The following is a 17,310-nucleotide window of genomic DNA, read 5'->3' on the forward strand; positions in this document are numbered from 1 at the left end:
CATCGAGGTACTTCTCGGGCCACCGCACCTCGACCAGCCGCCTATACGGCCAGTAGTCAGCTTTCGCCGCTTCGAGCTCGGCTCTTCTCAGGTTCAAAAGCGTCGGCGTTTTTAAAAATTTCATCCACGCCCGCAGCTTTTTGATTTTAGCCCGGCGCCACTTTGCCTCCTCCCAGAGCTCGAAAATCTTCTCATCGTTGCACATCGGCTTGCTCATCCCACAGTAGTTCGTCATCGCCGCAATGATAATAGTGAGGAAGCCGTGGAGGAAGACCTCTTCTCGCCGCCAGAACGAGCCGCTCCAGTGCCAAGTTAGGGAGCTTCCGATGGTATAAGTGCTCCAGGAGATGTTACTAAAAATCTCATAATACTTAACGCAGTCTTCGGAGGCGTATTCGCACTCTTGGCGGTCGTGGAAGTTGTAAACGGGAAAAATGACGCAGGCGCGCTCGCCCTTCCTCTTCGGGTATTGCCCGAGCGTCCAGTATATGGCGGCGCCGCCGTTCAACCAGTCGAACATAAAGCTTTGAGTCCTATTTTTCCTTCCTCCTATCCGGTGGGCGAGGGCGCCCTTCTCCCTCGGATGCTTATTAAGCCACTCGTCGATGACGTTATACACGTTAAGGTCGATCTGACCCGCTCTTGCGGGGACTTCGTCGGGCTCGTTATACCCCCAGCACGGCGACAGCCCCGTCTCCGTATGCATCCAATCATCATACCCCTTTACGACTTGCATGGAAGCACCTCTTGGATAATCAACATTTTTTGTTATAAATCGTCAGCCCTTATAAATAACTTTCGCTCTCGACACGCTAACGGACGCCGCCACGTCTCCGCCCGCCAAGTGGGAGAGTTAGCAGCTTTTCTACGAGGTCAAGGGTCTCAGGAAGGATGACAAAGACCGCATAGGCAATTATTATGAGCGTGGCGAGGACGAAGATTCTTGCGAGGATGTGGTGTGCGATGTAGAAGCTTTCGAGGGGGGCACTCCCGAACCACGTCCCGAAATAAGCGGCGGTGACGAAGACGTTCCTAAAAACGTTCAACACGAAAATCACAGGAACAGAAACGAGAAACGCCTTTATTTTCTTGTTAAGCGGCGCCTCGACGCCAAAAATGATACCTGTAAATATTACGATACTCTGGATGGCGGTGCACGCCAGAATTATCTCGATAGGCGGCAACGCCATGCCTGCTGCGTGGATGAACGCAGGAAACTCTACACGGACGCTCAGACTCAGCAGTCCGATGCCGTGAAGGAAGTTTATAGTGGTGGCGGCGAGCGCAGCATTCACATAAATCAAAAGTGTGCCCAAAGGCTCTATTTCTGAAAACGGGAAGTAACACATTCCGCAAATGAAGCTCACCTTCGCCATCAGCACCAGGAACCGACGCCTTTCAGCGTCATCGCCGTCAGCGCTGCTGTCTTCGCAGGTGGCTGCATGCCACGCAAGCAATGCGCTGAAAAGAAGCACGAGGAACGCCACAGCGGCGTCGAAGGATTCTCCAACTTTAAGTAGCGCAAAAAACTCAATAAGCCAATAAGAGACGAGTAAAAGCCAGCCTGAGAGCGCCATAGTCATATTTTCCTTTTTGAAGGCGAGTAGGAGGAAAAATAGGGACAGGAATGCAAGTGCTGGCTTTGCCAACGCCGCAAACGTTGCACCGCTCATTAGGACCCCCTGTGGATGTTGTTGTATGCGCAGAACGGCACGACACGTCCATCAGGCAAACCGTAATGTATGACGCAGCGCCTGACTCTTTCCAAGTCGAAGTTGAAAGCGTCCATGAAGTGCATGGCGCCGACGAGTAGGAGCTTGAAGTGCAGAGCGCTAATATCGTCGTATTTCTTGCTCTTGAGCCTGAAGGCATCGAGCAGGAAGTGGGGGCTGAGGAGCAGACGAGGCTTAACGCTCTTTAAAACGTCTAGCGTTGAAATTTCCTGCTTACGCTGGAGCTTGCGAGCATACCCTCTCGCCAACCTTTCTACGTTTAAATATCTTGTTATCGGCGCCGGCGTGGGCATCTTACTGCGTTTGCCGCCCTTGCCGCTTTTATGGCTGTCGCCGACGATGAGATAGGAAACGGCGCCGCAGCAGAAATGGCAGCCAACTGGTGGTCCGCCCCACGAGGTTATAAACAGGCTCATTATGCTTGCGGGGAAGAAGTCTGTGGCTTTGAGGAACGAGGTTTGCTGCTCCGCTGCGTGTAGAACGTCGGGAATTGTGACTCTACGGCTGACGTCGAAAGAGGTGCGTCCGCAGAGCGAGACGGGTTGGAAGTTCACGCCACGCACCACGTCGGCGTTTGCTGCCGCAAATTTGATTATTTCACCAATCTGTCCGTCGTTGACGCCACGCACGACTGTCGGCACGAGAACGATAGCAGGGCGTTCGCCCGCCCGCCTATGATTTTCTATCGCTTGCTTCTTCACGTCCCAAAGATTTTTGCCACGCAGGGTTTCGTAGGGCTGCGGACCGATGCCGTCGAACTGGAGATAAAAGACACTCAAACCCGCAGTCTCAAGTTCTCTACAATACTCAGCGCTTTCTGCAAGCCGTAATCCATTGGTGTTCACCTCAACGTGCTCGAAGCGGCGTTTCGCATACGCAACGAGCTCCGCCAAGTCGTCCCGAAGCGTCGGCTCACCGCCGCTGAACTGAATCCCGGCGGGTTTCGGACGCAACTTGCTCAGTCGGTCTATTACAGCTTTTATCTCTTCAGCGTTGGGGTCCTTACCGCCACCAGCAGCCGCAAAGCACGTCGGACATCGCAAGTTGCACCGCTCAGTAACGTCGATTATCGCAAGTGTCGTTGCCGATTCGTGCCTTACGCAGAGTCCGCAGTCAAACGGGCAGCCCCGCTCCTCCACTTCCGCTGGCGTCCCCGTCGCAATTGCAGTTTTAGGGAGATGCACGCCTAAAAGCGCATCACGTGCTTCAAAGAGTCTGTAAAGTTCGGCATCTGTCCAATAAATATCTTCAAACTCACCGTGGCTCTCACAGCGCTTCCGTAGGTAAATGACGTTCTCGTTTTCGTAAAGCTCCGCTGGGATGACATTTAGGCAAGTGGGGCAGAGGCTTTGCGTCCTTCTTATGATTTTAATTGACATGGGGCTCCTCTTCAACGATATTTGCAGTCGAGTTTACATCGATGTGAACTCCCCCCGGCAGGGGCTTCCTGCTTCATCACGAGGGGACTTGCCCCTCGCCAATCGCTTTTGCGGTTACGAGGCGTAGCGACCCCCGCTCCACAGGCATCTTAGAGCTGCTCCAGCTCCGAATCTTATATCCTGTTTAGCTGAAATGTAACCTCTTGGGGTCTAAGGATAATCCTTCCGATGTGCCTCTTGAGTTTACTTTTATAACTGCTCTACCTGCCCCCCTCATTTTTTCTTCTTCTTTTTTTAAATGAGTTGATTTAAAATCTGCATCTCTCTTGGTCCTTTTGGAAGCATCCACCGGATTCACAGTCAACGACTGCGTCTCTCTCGGCGTTAACTTTTTCCATACTTCTTAGCCGTCTCGATTTCCATGAACGGACAATTGTAGAGCCGCGGCGGCAGAGCTCAGGGGACTCGCTTAGTATTCGCTCGGAGGTCTTTGAGAGATATAATCCGAATCTGTAACTAAGCATCTTGCTCCTCCATGTTTTTTCTGAACATAGGTGAGTTATGGGCGGCTCTCCTCCCCACTCTCACGGGACTTCCCGGCAACAAAGTTAAATATCCCTTGATAATTTAAAATGGAACGTTGTTGGAGCGGTGACGGCCAAGTCTAAGAGCTGACAAGATGACGAGGTGGAAATATGGGCGAAAAAGAGAAGGAGGAGAAATTCAAGACGGTTTCCATACCTGCGTCGTTGTTCAAAAAGATAGAAGAGCGGATTAAAGGGACGGAATTCACGTCCGTCGCCTCATACGTGACGTATGTGCTGCGGGAGGTCGTGGAGGAGGAAGAGGAGGAAGTGCCATTTTCCGAGGAGGACGAGGAGAAGGTGAAAGAGCGGTTAAAGGCGCTTGGCTATCTTGACTAAAGTTGGCAGGTGAGGGCATGTCGCTTCCGAAGCCGCACGGCGGACGGCTCGTGAACAGAGCGCTGAGCGGCAGGCGAAAGGAAGCTGCGGAGAGAGAAGCCAAGGAGCTGCCAAGGTTAAAGTTGGGCGAGGAGCTTTTAAGCGACTTAAGGAACATTGCGCACGGCATTTACAGCCCTTTAAAGGGATTTTTATGCGAGAGTGACTTTGAGAACGTGCTTTATGAGAAGAGGCTCGCCGATGACACGCCTTGGACAATCCCCATAGTTCTTGACATTTCGGAGGACGAGCGTAGGCGTCTCGAACTCCGAGATGGAGACACGCTGACGCTCTGCGACGCCGGCGGGCGTGAGGTCGCTCTGATGCATGTCGAAAGCATTTATGGCTACGACAAGGGCGAATTTGCGGAAAAAGTTTTTCTTACGACGGACAAGGCGCATCCTGGCGTCACTAAGGTTTATAGGCTTGGAGAGTGTCTGCTGGGGGGCAGCATCGAGATGTTCGGGAAAGTGGAGCCGCCGTTTTCAAGATTTTACTTGCGACCCGTGGAGACAAGGGTGTTGTTCAAGGAGCGAGGCTGGCGGAGCGTTGCTGGTTTCCAGACAAGGAACGTGCCGCACCTTGGTCATGAATACGTGCAGAAGACGGCGCTCACCTTCGTTGATGGCATCTTCATAAACCCGGTCATTGGAAAGAAGAAAAGTGGGGACTTCAAAGACGAAGTGATTCTCGCAGCCTACGAGGCGCTCCTTCGTAACTATTACTTGAAGGAAAATGCAGTTATGAGCATACTGCCGATGGAAATGCGCTACGCCGGTCCGAGAGAAGCTATACACCATGCAATCGTCAGGAAAAACTTTGGCTGCACGCATTTCATCGTCGGGCGTGACCACGCTGGCGTCGGCTCCTACTACGAGCCTTACGCCGCCCAGGAAATTTTCAGCGAATTTCCAGACCTCGGCATCGTTCCCGTTTTCTTCAAATCATTCTTTTACTGTCGCAAGTGTATGACGGTAGTCAACGAGAAGATATGCCCGCACGGCAAGGAGTTCCACACGAGCTTCAGCGGCACGAGGCTCAGAGAGATGCTAATGCGAGGGGAAACGCCGCCGCCCGAAATCATGCGCCCTGAGGTTGCAGAAGTGGTGAAGCAGTGGAAAAATCCGTTTGTTTAAGCAGCCGCAGGGGTAAGCGGCAACTCAACGCTTGGTTTGTGGGGTTCGGGAAAAGTTGGTAAGCTACTCCACGACCGAAGTCGGGAGCTTAAGTCTCTCCGTCGAACTAAGGCGCACCGCTCCGGAGCTTTGGCTTCACGGCGTGTCCGGGCTGGCTCACCATAGCCCCTGCCAGAGCTTATAGCCCTGGGCTCGTTTAACATATTTCTACAACCTCAAAGTATGAAAATTAACTAACTACCCCGTCTCCCCCAAACCATCTTATGGATAAATCCACAAACTCCTATTGCTCTCCAGTTCGCCATCCGGCTTACTGAGCAGCTCTCGGGTCCGCTTCTCCTCTCGCAATGGCTGCAGACATACAAATATTTTCTCCCCTTGGAGCAATCTAAGTCTGAAATAATATAAGAGCGGAGTCGCTGGGATTTGAACCCAGGTCAGCGGGTCCGAAGCCCGCTAGGATAGTCCGCTACCCCACGACCCCATACATTATGAGCTACGGATTTATAAGTTGTTTACGGGACAGCATGCTCTTAAAGGACTCGTCTGCCTCGGCGAGCGCCGCATTGATGTCATTTTCGGAAAGTCTCATATAAAGTTCCATGGAGAGTTGCACAAGTGTTTCATCCTTTAAAAGTGTAGACAAAAACTGTTTTATCATATCTTCTTTGTCGCTTTCTTTCACTTTTATAACTCTCTCTTGCACATTTTTTGTTACAAAGAGGGGACGTAGATACAGGACTTTGCCAGAGACGAGCTTCTTGAGCCGTTCGACGATAAAGGTCTTATTTTCCCGTTCGGTCTCGACGAGCACATGTAGAACTGGTTTCTTCCTGTGAGCTGCGAGCACTTTAAGCACCTCTTCTAATGCGTCAGCCCTGACATTCACGTTCACCTGCGGTCTTATATCGAGGTTAATGCTATGGACATCAACTCCGCCACGCTCGACGTCAACGATGAAAAAGCCTTTCCCGCGTTCCTCCCAGACAGGAATTTCGTCCCTGCTTGTTATTTCTGTGGAGCCCGCATATGCAAACAGCCCCCTGCCGAAATTGAGCGTGGTCCTTGCGTGTATGTGCCCGAAGGCGTAATAGGTTGCGAGCTTAGGTAAAGACTCGTCTTCAAGCTCGTAAGCTCCCTCAAACGGTAAAAATCGTTTCACGGCTTGATGTGCTACGAGCACTGCGTTTTCGTAGCCGCTTGCCAAGCGGTCGAACTTTCTCAGCTCCTCATTAAGATTTTGCACTCTCCTGCCCTTCAAGTTCGAAATGCCCGCCAGCAGCACTTCCTCGCCGCTTTCACGCAGGATGGTATGCTGCAGCGTTCCGTTCGTGCCGAGGATGTGGATGTCAAAAAGGGTATGCGGCGGCATGCCTCGGCGTTTCGGCGTGTCGTGATCGCCAAGCACCGCATAAAACCGCACGCCGGCATCCCTTATACGACGGATGCAATTTTTGAACACGTGCAGCGCACGTATCGGCGGCTGTGGCGTGTCGAAGAGGTCGCCGGCGTGTATGAATGCAGCAACACGCTCTTCCAAAGCTCTCTCGACAGCCTCGGCGAAAGCGTCGTAGAAGTCCTGCTCTCGCTCTTCCAGGTTATACTGCCTGAAGCCGAGGTGCGTGTCTGAGATGTGCGCGAGCCTCATTTCAAGTCAGCACTCGTCATGATTTTTAGCGAGACGGGAACCTTCACGACACTACCGAGCTTCATGCCGACTATGTATTCTAAGTTTTTCTCCGCAGCTATATCCACGATGCGTTGCGTGACCACACCGTCGAAGACGATGCCTTTGACTGCAGCGTCAGCGTTCTTCAGCTCTTCGACGAGGTCCCGCACCGCCACCTCTCGAACGACATTCCCGGCGGCGTCAAGGAATCTTGCGTTAAAAGTGCCGTTCAGCTCTCTTAAGTGCTCGCTGAGGCCCAGCCGTTTTTCTGCAACCGTCGCTGCCATTGCTGCCGTCGCTGCTGCAGGCGTAACGTCGGCTTTCATGCCTGCATCGTTTTCCTGAGGCTCCCAAACCTCAAACCCCGCAAACTCCTCCCGCCTACGTCTCTGCAGCCTTCGCCCCCTGAGGTATTCAAGCTGCTCTATTGGCGTCTTGTTGCGTAGCGCCTTCATTACTTCCTTGTATGACAATTCCTCCACGCCCTTCCCTTCGGGCGCAACTGCGACGTAGTCGATGTCTGCGACCTGCATAAGCTCTTTCAGAAGCAGCTCGCCACCACGGTCGCCGTCTATGAAAGCGGTAGCAGTTTTCGTCTTGCAGAGCTTACTTATTACAGGCGGAATGTTCGTGCCCTCGACAGCTATCACGTTCTTGATGCCGTATTTCAGCAGGTTTATGACGTCAGCCCGCCCCTCCACGATGATGATGGCGTCGGAGTCCTCGATGTTGGGGCCTGCTGGCAAGCCTTTGTAGTATGTAACCTCTTCGACTCTTAACGACTGCTTCACTTCTTCCATCAGTTCTTGACTATCAACGCCCTCGTCAAATTTCTCCCGCAAGAGGTGCTTCGCCCGGTTCACTATTCTCTTTCTCTTCGTCTCCCGCACGTCCTCGATTCTCGTGACGGAAATGCGGGCGATGCAGGGGCCAACCCGCTCGATGGTCTCAAGTGCCGCCGCCAGTATTGCGGTTTCGACCTTGTCGAGGCTTGAGGGTATTTCGATGGTGCCGCTGGACTTCCCGCCCTTCGACTCGATATTCACCTCTATTCTGCCTATGCGTCCGCTCCGCTGCAGGTCCCTGAGGTCGAGCTCGTCGCCGAGCAACCCCTCGGTCTGTCCGAATATTGCGCCTATGACGTCCGATTTCTCAACCACGCCCTCAGCATGGATGTTAGCGTGAATGACGTATTTCGTGGTATCAATATCCTGCAATTCAAACCCTCCCAGAGGAGATGAACATCTGGTTTTAATTTTCTGTTTGTATTTGTGTAATAAATTCTTTACTAAAAGCCGCTGGGGCGGTTTGTTGCAGGATGGCAAGACTACACCGCAGCGGTAGGTATTATTGAGCCGAGCGGGATGCGCAAAAGAGCATAGGGGGCACCAATACTCACCAATACAATTCCTTGTTTATCCTTGGGATAAGTGCCATGAGGACGCAATGCTCAGTGATCGTCTCTCGTGTGAGAATGCTTTTCGTGAGGAATCCGACGGCGCCGATGTTCGCTCCTATGTCCCTGATGCCAGTGAGCGTTTCCATAGCGTCTCCAACCTCAACGCCCTCAAGCACCCTCCTTATGATGGGTGGCGGGTGCTCGAAGCCCGGACCGCAACCGAGCGTGATTCTGCCATAGCGGTCGGCGATGGCACACCATTGGACGTCGACGTAGCCAGTGAGCGTGCCGTGCACTGGGAAGAGCCCTGCCTCGATGCCGACGCCGAGGTCCGACGCAGTCGCCTTTAATGCGAACGTCGCCCTGTTCACCGCACCCTTTATAGTGTCGTCACCGAAAGGTTGGCGGGAGACGCCGGAAGGCGCTGCGACGCTCTCCACGACGGCATTGTAGAAGTGCGAGAACGCCCGCTCCACAGCCTTTATCTTTACAGGGTTATTTGAACCGACGGCAACTCTCACCCGCACAAGATCACCTGCTCTCGCATATTATAGTGCTATACGTGCTTTGGACCATATTACCTTCTTCGACTCCATCTTAATTGCCCCCCATGATTCGGCGGCAGGTTTATTTGAGGCGTTGCCGAACTATATATGGGTGCGGGCTAGCCCGGGGGGCTCGGCGTCCCCTGTGACCCGAAACCGTCGAGATGCGGGGGGCGAAGCTCGAGGGCGGCTTCCGCTTGCCGTGGCGTCACGCAGGGCTTAACGGTGAGGCATCGTCCTGCGGGGCTGCCGTTGGCGTGGCGGCTGGCTGGAGGGCTTGTCGCACGCCTTCGCCACGGGCACCGGTTTAGGCCCGGAAGGGAGCAGACCCACCGTGGACGGTCGGCGCTCGTGGGGTAGCGGTGCTGAGCGACGCCCTGTGGCGGCGTTGCGGTAATGGAGCCCACCGAGAGCGTGCCCGCACCCAGTATTCTAACGAGGTTAGGAGCGTGTCGGAAGAAGGCGAGCTTGTGGGCATTGTCGTAACGCTCAGGGGCGAGCTGCCGAGAGGCTACGGCAGGAAAAAAGGGGACAACATCGTGCTTACTCTTGAAGAGGCTGCATACTTGCTTGAAAAGAGTAAGATTTTAGTCAAGGAGCAAGGCAGGAATTTAAACTTGGAAGAATTTTTTAAAATAGCTCTGGAACGCTCTCCGGGGTTCGAGCTGCGGTATCTGGTTTACAAAGACTTGCGGGAGCGGGGCTACTACGTGAAGCCGAGCGCCCTGAACTTCAGACTCTACTCGCGGGGCAGTAAGCCCGGGGAGAAGCCCTCCAAGTATTCGGTGCTGGTGGTCTCCGAGAGAACACCTATTCCCATGACGGAGCTTGTCGGACATTTAGAGAGGGCAAGGAATATGCGGAAGTCGCTCATCATTGCCATCGTGGACGAGGAGAGCGAAGTCACTTTCTACGAGGCTAAGGAGTTGGAACTTGGGTGCGGCGGCGGTAAGGCTACCTGCGTGCGCTGCGACGATGAAGATGAAATGCTGAAGGGTGCGGCAGCGAGGGGCGTTGACACCTCAACACCACCGCCGGCAAAGATGCCCGCGAGAACGCCAGCGAGGGCGAGCCTCCTCGAAGACCGAGTAGTCGTTTGGGACAAAGCCGTAGCGAAGCGGCTTTATGAAACAGAGTGGTTTGGGAAGCTTTCCGGCGGGCGTTTGCAGTTGTCGCTGGTGGAGGCGGCATACCTGCTAAAGGGAGGTAGAATAACGGTGGAAGATGCAAGCGGCAAGCTCCTCAGCTTTAAAGAGTTTGTAGGGCTGGCAAGCAGCATAGAAAAGGATTTTGAGAGCAAATACGCAGTTTACGAAGACCTGCGGGAACGGAGGCTGATAGTGAAGACCGGTTTCAAGTTCGGCTCGCACTTCAGAGTTTACGAGCGCATGGAGCAGCCACACTCGAAATACCTCGTGCACGTCGTCCCCCGAGAACACATTTTCTTCATGCCTGAGCTTTCGAGAGCAGTCCGCCTTGCGCAAAGCGTCCGCAAGCAGATGGTTTTCGCCTACGAGGATACCGCTGATGCCACCGCCGCGGAGGGCGTTACTGAGAAGACGGGCAGCAGCCGCATTAAATATGTGGGCGTGGGCAGGGTGAAGCTTTAACTCGCCGGTGCTGTGACGAGATGTAATGGGCATGAACTTAGGAATACTTAATATATTTAGGCAAGGTTAAAATTGTGAGATGGGGCGGCGATGGGGGTTAAGTAAGCGGGCTGAAGACTACCTTCGGGTCATCTTAGAAGTGGTAGAGGATAAGGGCTACGTCAGGGTCAAAGACGTTGCGAGTGTTCTTAACGTGAAGCCGCCAAGCGTGGTGGAGATGCTTCAGAAGCTCAATGCCCTCCGTCTCATCGAATATCGGAAGCACGACGGCATCACCCTCACCGAAGAAGGGCGGAAGATCGCCGAGGTAGTGAAAGAGCGGCATGATGCCGTAGTTGCGCTCCTGCGGCTCATCGGCGTCGCTGAAAACGTCATCGAAGAGGAGGCGCACGTCATGGAGCACGAGTTGCGCCCTGAGACCATTCTCCTGATAAAGCGTTTCGTGGTGACGCAAGGAGGGTTTCGTGGTGACGCAAGGCGACTGATACGAATTCGGTAGCTCCGCCAAATCTAAATAGCTGATTTCCTAGTCCGAGCTTAACGACCTTAAGGAATTCTTTTTTCACGCCCTAAAAGTGAAGTGCTTTCGATGAAACCATGGGAGAGATACGAAAGATAAATTCTGTGCGTGTTGGAGGCGTTGCGACTACGGCAGTTACGTCCACCGCTGCTAAGGATGCGAATGAAGAGGAAGAGCGGGGCGGCGTGCGTGCTAACGTCACCAGTTACCGTGGCTGTGATTTATTCCTACTCGCCGTTCGCACGGCACTCCAGCGTGAATTGGACGGTGGCTGTCGAGGCTGCTGTTAATAACGTGAGTCCTCCGTTTCTAGTCATGCTTGGCGTCCTCGAAATCGCAAGCCCGAACATCAGCGAGGCTGTCAAAATCCTAGAGGCTCAGAACGAACATTACTGAGCTTTCAAAACTGCGCTCTCCATTTTCAACGACGCCTCCGTGAATGCCGTAGAGACTTCCGCTGAGAAGCTCGCGGCGCCCGCCGAGCTACATCTTAGGAAAATTCAGAAATCCGAAAATTGTTAGGGAAGCCTTGTTTAGTGCCTAACGTCGCTCTCTAAATCATGGAACGGTGGCTGAGCGAGCTGCGTCCCGGCGAGCGGGGCGTCGTCGTCAGGGTTGTCGGCGAGCGAAAGCTGCGTCGTCGTATCCTTGACATGGGAATTGTTTCCGGCACTGAGATTGAGGTTGTGCGGGTTGCGCCCCTCGGCGACCCCGTGGAGTTCAGACTTAAGGGCTATGAGCTTTCGCTGCGCCGCGCCGAAGCTGAAAACGTGCTCGTGCATGTCGGCGGGAGCGAAAGCAGCAAGACTGCAGCCCCTCTTGGTGTTGAGGCTGCGAAGAGTGTCGAGTCGCAAACCAAAACCCTGAAAGACGGGAGGGGGCGTTCATGATAAAAGTGGCGTTGGTCGGGAATCCTAACGTGGGCAAGACCGTGATTTTTAACAGCTTGACAGGTGCTCGTCAGCATGTCGGGAACTGGCCGGGCGTAACCATCGAGAAAAAGGTAGGGCGCTGCACGCACCATGGCGTCGATATGGAGATTGTGGACCTCCCCGGCACTTACAGCCTGACCGCCCGCTCGCTCGATGAACTTATCGCTCGTAACTATATCGTCGAAGAGAAGCCAGATGTCGTCGTGGACATCGTGGACGCCTCGAATCTCGAAAGAAACATGTATTTGACGCTATTGCTGCTTGAGCTAGAGGCGAAGGTCGTCGTTGCGTTGAACATGATGGACATCGCCGCATCCAAGGGTTACGAGGTTGATGCGGGCATGCTTTCAAAGCTTCTCAGCGTTCCGGTCGTGCCGTGCGTCGCAATTCATGGCGAGGGCATCGAGGAACTTAAGGACGCCATCGTCGAGGCTGCGAGGCAAAAACGCCGCCACGTAACTTTCCACTTCGGCGAAGAAATCGAAGCGGCGATAAAGCGGATTGAAGCCATACTTTCGAGATGTGAGGAGCTTTCTCGGAGGTATCCGCTGAGATGGCTCGCAGTTAAACTCCTTGAGGGCGACGAGAGTGTCGAGGAACTTGTTTCGAAGTCCATTTAGGAGGGGTTATTGTGGAGGAAATTAGAAAGATAAGGGAGGAGCTCTCGAGGGAGCTTGGTGAGGATTTAGATGTTCTGCTGCCTACAAAGCGTTACGAGGTTGCGGAAGACGTTTTCAAGAAGAGCGTCCGCAGGAGAGGGGAGAAACTGACGCTTACCGACATGCTTGACCATGTCTTCTTGCACCGGGCGCTCGGCATCCCGATATTCCTGACGCTTATGTATGCGGTCTTCCAGTTTGCATATTCCGTCTCTGAGCCATTCATGGTGATGCTGGAAGCTGCTTTCGGCTGGCTCGGCTCGCTCGTTGGCGAGACTGGGACGCCACTTGCATCCCTTTGGGCTGACGGCATTTGCGGTGGGCTTGGCTTCGTTCTTGTCTTCATCTTTCCCATTTCCTTCCTGTTCCTCGCGCTCGCAGTCCTCGAAGACTCCGGCTACCTGCCAAGAGCCGCTTTCGTCATGGACCGCCTCATGCATCGCCTCGGACTGCATGGGCGTTCGTTCATTCCGCTACTCCTCGGCTTTGGCTGCAACCTTCCCGCAATCATGGCAACCCGTGTCATCGACGACGAGCGCGACAGGCTCATCACAATCCTCGTAAACCCACTGATGTCATGTAGCGCCCGCCTTCCCGTTTACATGCTGCTCGCAGGCGCATTCTTCGGCGCCTACGCCGGTGCCGCTGTCTTCTCCATGTATGTGCTGGGCATCGCTCTTGCCATCCTCATGGCGTTGCTCTTTAGAAAAACCATCCCACAGCTCAGAGGTAAACCTGCACCCTTCATCCTCGAACTCCCGCCGTATCTACGACCGACGCTTCGTGGCGTCCTCCTTAAAACGTGGCAGCGTGCTGTCGTGTTCCTGAAGAAAGCGGCAACAATTCTTTTTGCAGGTGCGATCGTCCTTTGGGCGTTGGCGTCGTTCCCGTGGGGCGCGCCGCTCGAAGTGACGTATGCAGGCATGCTTGGGCATGCGCTTGAGCCATTGCTAAGACCGCTCGGCTTCGATTGGAAATGCGCAGTCGCCCTTCTTTTTGGTTTCCTCGCCAAGGAAATCGTGGTCGAAACCTTTGGCATTCTATACGGCGTCGCCGGCGAGGAGGGGATTGCGACTGCGGTTGCTGCGCACATGACCCCTGTCACGGCGTTTGCGTTCATGGCGTTCACATTGATATACTTGCCGTGCCTTGCAACCTTTGGCATCGTCAAAACCGAAACCGGCTCTTGGAAGTGGACGCTTTTCCTCGTCGCCTACGAGCTGATTCTCGCATACGTCGTTGCAGCGGTCATCATCGGCATTGGTTCTCTTTTTGTTTAGGAGGGGGTAGTTGTGAGAATGCAGATTGGAAATCCAATCGGCATGGGGGTTTACGCCGCTGTCCTTGGGACGCTCTACGCAACGCTCGGCATGCTCGAAGTGGCGAACGTCGCAGGTTTTTCAGAAAGAATGCCAGCGGACGTCTTCGGCGGTCTCTGCTTGCTCGTCATCGCAGCGACTTTCTTCTTAGGCGCCAAGGAGCTTTTCGATGGGCAGGAGGTTGGCATCTCGTTTGTCATCGTCGGTGTTGCGCTCGCTCTGGTCTTCGGGCTTCTCTACATCCTCATTGCCGGCGCCGACGCTCTCATGTATGCGCTTGGTGAGTTAGAAGAGTTCTCGTTGCTCGCCGAAATTAGACCGGAGGTCTGGCTTTCGCTCGTCGCAGTCGCCATTCTTCCGCATCTGCGGCGGGGGGCTTTGGGCGGTGTCACCCCTAAGAGCAACTCTTAAGCAAATTGATAACAAACTAAATAAAATGGAAGAGAAAGCAACCGAACGGGCTGAGGACTACCTCGAGGCAATCTATGACCTGATAAGCAAAAAAGGGTATGCGAGGATTATCGAGATTGCAGAGCGTCTGAACGTCCGCCCGCCGACGGTGACCGAGATGGTGAAGAAGTTGAGCGAGAAAGGGCTTCTCGTCCACGAAAAGTACCGGGGCTTCACGCTCACTGCTGAAGGCGAAAGGATTGCGAGAGCTGTTCAGAAGAAGCATGAGACTATTGCGAACTTTTTAAGGATTCTCGGCGTCGAGTGCGAGATTGCAGAGCGGGATGCTTGCCGAATCGAGCATAACGTCCATCCGGAAACATTGGAGCGTCTCACGAAGTTCGTAGAGTTCGTCCAGAATGCTCCACAGCAAAACCCAGAATGGCTCGAACACTTCGAGCATTACGTCAAGACCGGCGAGCATAAGTGTAAAGCTAAACCCGATGATGCGAATTAGCCATTTGTTTTGTTTGCCGCTCTTGTTTGCCTTGCGGGGCGAGCGTGTTTTTAGCTCATCGTCGGATCGCTTGTTCGGTTATCACTTCGTTAAACAGGTAGAATGTTATCAAGGAGAAAGCAACAAAGAGGCAATTGATAGGTCCTGACGAGCTGAAGCTTTCCCCTTACTAATTTAAAAGGGGGGAGTTTGGAGCCGCGGATAAATGACGATTTTCGCTGGGCGTGAGGGGGGAATGCTGGTTCTCGACGTAGAGAAGTCCCTGATTTTTGAAAAGAGGGGCGGAGACTTAAGGGCACTCTGCGTCGGCTTTGGAGCAGAAGCCAATTTTGACACACTGGGACTTTGGAGGGTTCTACGCCGCTGCGACATTGACGCTTTTAAATAAGAAGCGCAAATACGCTACGAGGGACTGGCATGAAACCGAACATCAGAACACCTGAGCGTCCGATGCTGGTGACATGCGGGCTGCCCTACGTAAACGGTGAGTGTCACATCGGACATCTTCGCACCTACGTGCCTGCGGACGTTTACGTGCGGGTGCTCAGGAAGCTTGGGCACGACGTAACCTTCATATGCGGCTCTGACACTCATGGCACGCCCATTGTGTTAAGTGCGGAGGCTCGTGGCGTTTCGCCGAAGAGACTTGTCGAAGAATACCACAAGCACTTCAAAGAAATCTTCGAGCAGCTTGACATAAGCTTCGACCACTACGGCAGCACCGACGCAGAAACCAACCACAAAAGGACGCAGGAGATTGTTAAAGCTTTGATAAAAAACGGCTACGTTTACCCGAGGAGTATAAAGTTGGCGTTCTGCTCTCGTTGCGACAGATTTCTTCCCGATAGATATGTTGAGGGCGTTTGCCCGTATTGCGGCGCTGCCGCTCGTGGTGACGAGTGCGACCAAGGCTGTGGACGTCATCTCGAGCCCGGCGAGATAAAAGAGCCAGTCTGCAAAGTCTGCGGCTCGAAGGCGGAGTTCAGAGAGCAAGAGCACTTCTTCTTCAAACTCTCAGCGTTCAAGGATTTCCTCATGGGATTTTTGGAAACGCTCGACGGCACGGACAACGCCAGAAATTACGCACGAGAATGGGTCAAGCGGGAGCTTAGGGACTGGTGCATCACCCGAAATTTAGATTGGGGCGTGAAGTTTCCGGGGCGTGACGACCTCGTCGTTTACGTCTGGGTTGACGCCCCGATCGGCTACATCTCATTCACTGAGGAGCTTTCAGCAATGCGAAATCTCGACTGGCGAGCTTTCTGGAAGGGTGACGGTGCTATCATCCATTTCATAGGCGCCGACATTATATACCACCACTGCATTTTCTGGCCAGCGATGTTGAAAGGCGCCGGGTATTCAACGCCGGATGCCGTCGTTGCCTCCGGCATGGTCACGATTAATGGCAAGCCACTATCAAAGACGAGAGGTAACGTCGTTTGGACGAAAGAATTCTTAGAGAAGTTCGATGCGGACACGCTCCGCTATTATCTCGTAGCATACACCTCCCATACCAAAGAATTGGATTTTTCATGGCGCGTTTTCCAAGAACGTGTGAATAATGAGCTTGCGGCAATCCTTGGGAATTTAATACACAGGGTTATTTCGTTCGCTTATAGGAACTTCGGAGCGGTTCCTGACGGTGAAATTTCAGAAGACGTTTTTACAGCGATAAAGAACACAAAGGAGGCGATTTTAGAAGCTTTGGAAGAGTATGAGTTCAAGAAGCTTGTGGACTCAGCGATGAATCTCGCAAGTCTCGGAAACACTATCTTCCAGCAGAGCGAGCCGTGGCATTTGGTAAAAAGCGGTGATGAAGACGTGCGAAAGGGCAAGAGCGTCGTGAGAAGTGTTCTTCAAATCATAAAGGCAACTGCCATTTTCTTAGAGCCTGTAATGCCGAGTAAAATGGAGAAAGTCTGGGAGTTCCTCGGCATGGAAGGCGACGTGCATGCTGCGCCGCTTGATGAGGCGCTCGTCGAGATAAAGATAGGACAGAAGCTCAAAAAGCCGAAAATCCTCTTCCCAAAAGTCGGCGACGACGTCGTGGCGACGCTTGAAAGCAAGCTTCCAAGATAATGAAATTAACGTGCAAAATGCGCATGCAGATAATGCAAGACAAGCAACGCTGCAACCAAGGCTGAAATTATGTCTAACCAGCACACTAACAAAAAAATAATAAATGTAAATCCAAATATCGTATAACAGTCGTTGTCCAAAATCCCGAACCCCGCTCTTAAGAGGTGTAAATTATGAAGAATAATGAAATAGCTCCAAACATAATAGACAACAGCCCTGGGAGGGAGTTAATACAAGTCATAAAAGACCAACTCAAAAAGTCAAAGGAAGCAAGGTTTGCTATAGGATATTTCTTTCTGAGCGGTTTCTCATTAGTTAAAGATGATTTTCCAGATAATATTCCTAACACTCCGCTCTTAAAAATTGTGATGGGCAATGAAACTACATATCCTACAAAAGAGGAACTGGTAGCAGGCTATAAGTTAAGAGAGCTATTCAAGCAGAGAATGATAGAAGATTTA

At 53.0% G+C, this 17,310-nt stretch carries 20 protein-coding genes, 1 tRNA gene and 1 other RNA gene; 14 read left to right on the forward strand and 8 right to left on the reverse strand.

Annotation, left to right across the window (positions count from 1 at the left end):
• The 4 genes from ACXJJA_RS00005 to ACXJJA_RS00020 form a co-directional block, all read right to left on the reverse strand.
• On the reverse strand, nucleotides 1–736 hold a 736-nt coding region (locus ACXJJA_RS00005), incomplete at its 3' end, for a hypothetical protein (RefSeq protein WP_456486173.1).
• Nucleotides 737–812: 76 nt separating this feature from the next.
• A complete protein-coding gene (gene artA / locus ACXJJA_RS00010) occupies nucleotides 813–1,673 on the reverse strand; it encodes an archaeosortase A (RefSeq protein WP_456486174.1) in 861 nt (286 codons plus the stop codon).
• Nucleotides 1,673–3,112, reverse strand: a complete 1,440-nt coding sequence (gene tes / locus ACXJJA_RS00015; protein WP_456486175.1) for a tetraether lipid synthase Tes — start codon at nucleotides 3,110–3,112, stop codon at nucleotides 1,673–1,675. Before tes ends, artA begins: the two co-directional genes overlap by 1 nt.
• A gap of 184 nt (nucleotides 3,113–3,296) precedes the next feature.
• Nucleotides 3,297–3,470, reverse strand: coding sequence for a hypothetical protein (locus tag ACXJJA_RS00020; RefSeq protein ID WP_456486176.1), 174 nt, complete (start codon nucleotides 3,468–3,470; stop codon nucleotides 3,297–3,299).
• 337 nt (nucleotides 3,471–3,807) lie between these two features.
• Between ACXJJA_RS00020 and ACXJJA_RS00025 the strand changes: the two genes are divergently transcribed.
• Nucleotides 3,808–4,035 carry a CopG family transcriptional regulator gene (locus ACXJJA_RS00025; protein ID WP_456486177.1) on the forward strand — a complete coding sequence of 76 codons (228 nt, stop codon included), beginning with the start codon at nucleotides 3,808–3,810 and terminating at the stop codon, nucleotides 4,033–4,035.
• 17 nt (nucleotides 4,036–4,052) lie between these two features.
• Nucleotides 4,053–5,210, forward strand: coding sequence for a sulfate adenylyltransferase (gene sat / locus ACXJJA_RS00030; protein ID WP_456486178.1), 1,158 nt, complete (start codon nucleotides 4,053–4,055; stop codon nucleotides 5,208–5,210).
• A gap of 411 nt (nucleotides 5,211–5,621) precedes the next feature.
• Here the strand turns inward: sat and ACXJJA_RS00035 are convergent.
• From ACXJJA_RS00035 to yjjX, 4 genes are all read right to left on the reverse strand, one after another.
• A tRNA-Arg gene (locus ACXJJA_RS00035) sits at nucleotides 5,622–5,694 on the reverse strand.
• A gap of 12 nt (nucleotides 5,695–5,706) precedes the next feature.
• A complete protein-coding gene (locus ACXJJA_RS00040; RefSeq protein ID WP_456486179.1) occupies nucleotides 5,707–6,858 on the reverse strand; it encodes a metallophosphoesterase family protein in 1,152 nt (383 codons plus the stop codon).
• Complete coding sequence (gene dnaG, locus ACXJJA_RS00045; protein ID WP_456486180.1) at nucleotides 6,855–8,096, reverse strand: DNA primase DnaG; 1,242 nt, start codon at nucleotides 8,094–8,096, stop codon at nucleotides 6,855–6,857. Before dnaG ends, ACXJJA_RS00040 begins: the two co-directional genes overlap by 4 nt.
• A 178-nt stretch (nucleotides 8,097–8,274) precedes the next feature.
• A complete protein-coding gene (yjjX, locus tag ACXJJA_RS00050) occupies nucleotides 8,275–8,805 on the reverse strand; it encodes an inosine/xanthosine triphosphatase (protein ID WP_456486181.1) in 531 nt (176 codons plus the stop codon).
• Between the two features lie 130 nt (nucleotides 8,806–8,935).
• Here yjjX and ffs point away from each other — a divergent pair.
• The 12 genes from ffs to ACXJJA_RS00110 form a co-directional block, all read left to right on the forward strand.
• An RNA gene (gene ffs / locus ACXJJA_RS00055) (signal recognition particle sRNA) lies at nucleotides 8,936–9,247 on the forward strand.
• A gap of 25 nt (nucleotides 9,248–9,272) precedes the next feature.
• The gene (endA, locus tag ACXJJA_RS00060) at nucleotides 9,273–10,433 is read left to right on the forward strand and encodes a tRNA-intron lyase (RefSeq protein ID WP_456486182.1); all 1,161 of its coding nucleotides are present in this window, start codon (nucleotides 9,273–9,275) and stop codon (nucleotides 10,431–10,433) included.
• Between the two features lie 79 nt (nucleotides 10,434–10,512).
• Nucleotides 10,513–10,932 (forward strand): metal-dependent transcriptional regulator, encoded by a 420-nt coding sequence (locus ACXJJA_RS00065; protein WP_456486183.1) that lies wholly within the window; start codon nucleotides 10,513–10,515, stop codon nucleotides 10,930–10,932.
• 129 nt (nucleotides 10,933–11,061) lie between these two features.
• A complete protein-coding gene (locus ACXJJA_RS00070) occupies nucleotides 11,062–11,349 on the forward strand; it encodes a hypothetical protein (RefSeq protein ID WP_456486184.1) in 288 nt (95 codons plus the stop codon).
• A gap of 164 nt (nucleotides 11,350–11,513) precedes the next feature.
• Complete coding sequence (locus tag ACXJJA_RS00075) at nucleotides 11,514–11,843, forward strand: FeoA family protein (protein WP_456486185.1); 330 nt, start codon at nucleotides 11,514–11,516, stop codon at nucleotides 11,841–11,843.
• Complete coding sequence (locus ACXJJA_RS00080) at nucleotides 11,840–12,505, forward strand: FeoB small GTPase domain-containing protein (RefSeq protein ID WP_456486186.1); 666 nt, start codon at nucleotides 11,840–11,842, stop codon at nucleotides 12,503–12,505. Before ACXJJA_RS00075 ends, ACXJJA_RS00080 begins: the two co-directional genes overlap by 4 nt.
• A gap of 11 nt (nucleotides 12,506–12,516) precedes the next feature.
• On the forward strand, nucleotides 12,517–13,824 hold the full coding sequence (gene feoB / locus ACXJJA_RS00085) for a ferrous iron transport protein B (protein ID WP_456486187.1): 1,308 nt from the start codon (nucleotides 12,517–12,519) through the stop codon (nucleotides 13,822–13,824).
• Nucleotides 13,825–13,842: 18 nt separating this feature from the next.
• Entirely contained in the window at nucleotides 13,843–14,274 is a 432-nt protein-coding gene (locus ACXJJA_RS00090) for a hypothetical protein (protein ID WP_498038912.1), read from the forward strand.
• Between the two features lie 25 nt (nucleotides 14,275–14,299).
• Nucleotides 14,300–14,770, forward strand: a complete 471-nt coding sequence (locus ACXJJA_RS00095) for a metal-dependent transcriptional regulator (RefSeq protein ID WP_456486189.1) — start codon at nucleotides 14,300–14,302, stop codon at nucleotides 14,768–14,770.
• 205 nt (nucleotides 14,771–14,975) lie between these two features.
• Complete coding sequence (locus ACXJJA_RS00100; protein WP_456486190.1) at nucleotides 14,976–15,158, forward strand: hypothetical protein; 183 nt, start codon at nucleotides 14,976–14,978, stop codon at nucleotides 15,156–15,158.
• A 29-nt stretch (nucleotides 15,159–15,187) separates the two neighbouring features.
• Nucleotides 15,188–16,849 (forward strand): methionine--tRNA ligase, encoded by a 1,662-nt coding sequence (gene metG / locus ACXJJA_RS00105; RefSeq protein ID WP_456486191.1) that lies wholly within the window; start codon nucleotides 15,188–15,190, stop codon nucleotides 16,847–16,849.
• A gap of 173 nt (nucleotides 16,850–17,022) precedes the next feature.
• Nucleotides 17,023–17,310 (forward strand): phospholipase D-like domain-containing protein (locus ACXJJA_RS00110; RefSeq protein ID WP_456486192.1); only part of this gene is annotated, 288 nt, incomplete at its 3' end.

The sequence above is a fragment of the Candidatus Alkanophaga liquidiphilum genome (assembly GCF_053996935.1).

Excerpts from the sequence above, each read along its gene's own strand:
- ACXJJA_RS00075 (WP_456486185.1), top strand. The coding sequence starts at position 11,514 with ATGGAACGGTGGCTGAGCGAGCTGCGTCCCGGCGAGCGGGGCGTCGTC.
- ACXJJA_RS00090 (WP_498038912.1), top strand. The coding sequence starts at position 13,843 with ATGCAGATTGGAAATCCAATCGGCATGGGGGTTTACGCCGCTGTCCTT.
- ACXJJA_RS00100 (WP_456486190.1), top strand. The coding sequence starts at position 14,976 with ATGACGATTTTCGCTGGGCGTGAGGGGGGAATGCTGGTTCTCGACGTA.
- ACXJJA_RS00040 (WP_456486179.1), bottom strand. The coding sequence starts at position 6,858 with ATGAGGCTCGCGCACATCTCAGACACGCACCTCGGCTTCAGGCAGTAT.
- sat (WP_456486178.1), top strand. The coding sequence starts at position 4,053 with ATGTCGCTTCCGAAGCCGCACGGCGGACGGCTCGTGAACAGAGCGCTG.
- artA (WP_456486174.1), bottom strand. The coding sequence starts at position 1,673 with ATGAGCGGTGCAACGTTTGCGGCGTTGGCAAAGCCAGCACTTGCATTC.
- ACXJJA_RS00080 (WP_456486186.1), top strand. The coding sequence starts at position 11,840 with ATGATAAAAGTGGCGTTGGTCGGGAATCCTAACGTGGGCAAGACCGTG.
- ACXJJA_RS00025 (WP_456486177.1), top strand. The coding sequence starts at position 3,808 with ATGGGCGAAAAAGAGAAGGAGGAGAAATTCAAGACGGTTTCCATACCT.
- ACXJJA_RS00065 (WP_456486183.1), top strand. The coding sequence starts at position 10,513 with ATGGGGCGGCGATGGGGGTTAAGTAAGCGGGCTGAAGACTACCTTCGG.
- metG (WP_456486191.1), top strand. The coding sequence starts at position 15,188 with ATGAAACCGAACATCAGAACACCTGAGCGTCCGATGCTGGTGACATGC.
- tes (WP_456486175.1), bottom strand. The coding sequence starts at position 3,112 with ATGTCAATTAAAATCATAAGAAGGACGCAAAGCCTCTGCCCCACTTGC.
- ACXJJA_RS00095 (WP_456486189.1), top strand. The coding sequence starts at position 14,300 with ATGGAAGAGAAAGCAACCGAACGGGCTGAGGACTACCTCGAGGCAATC.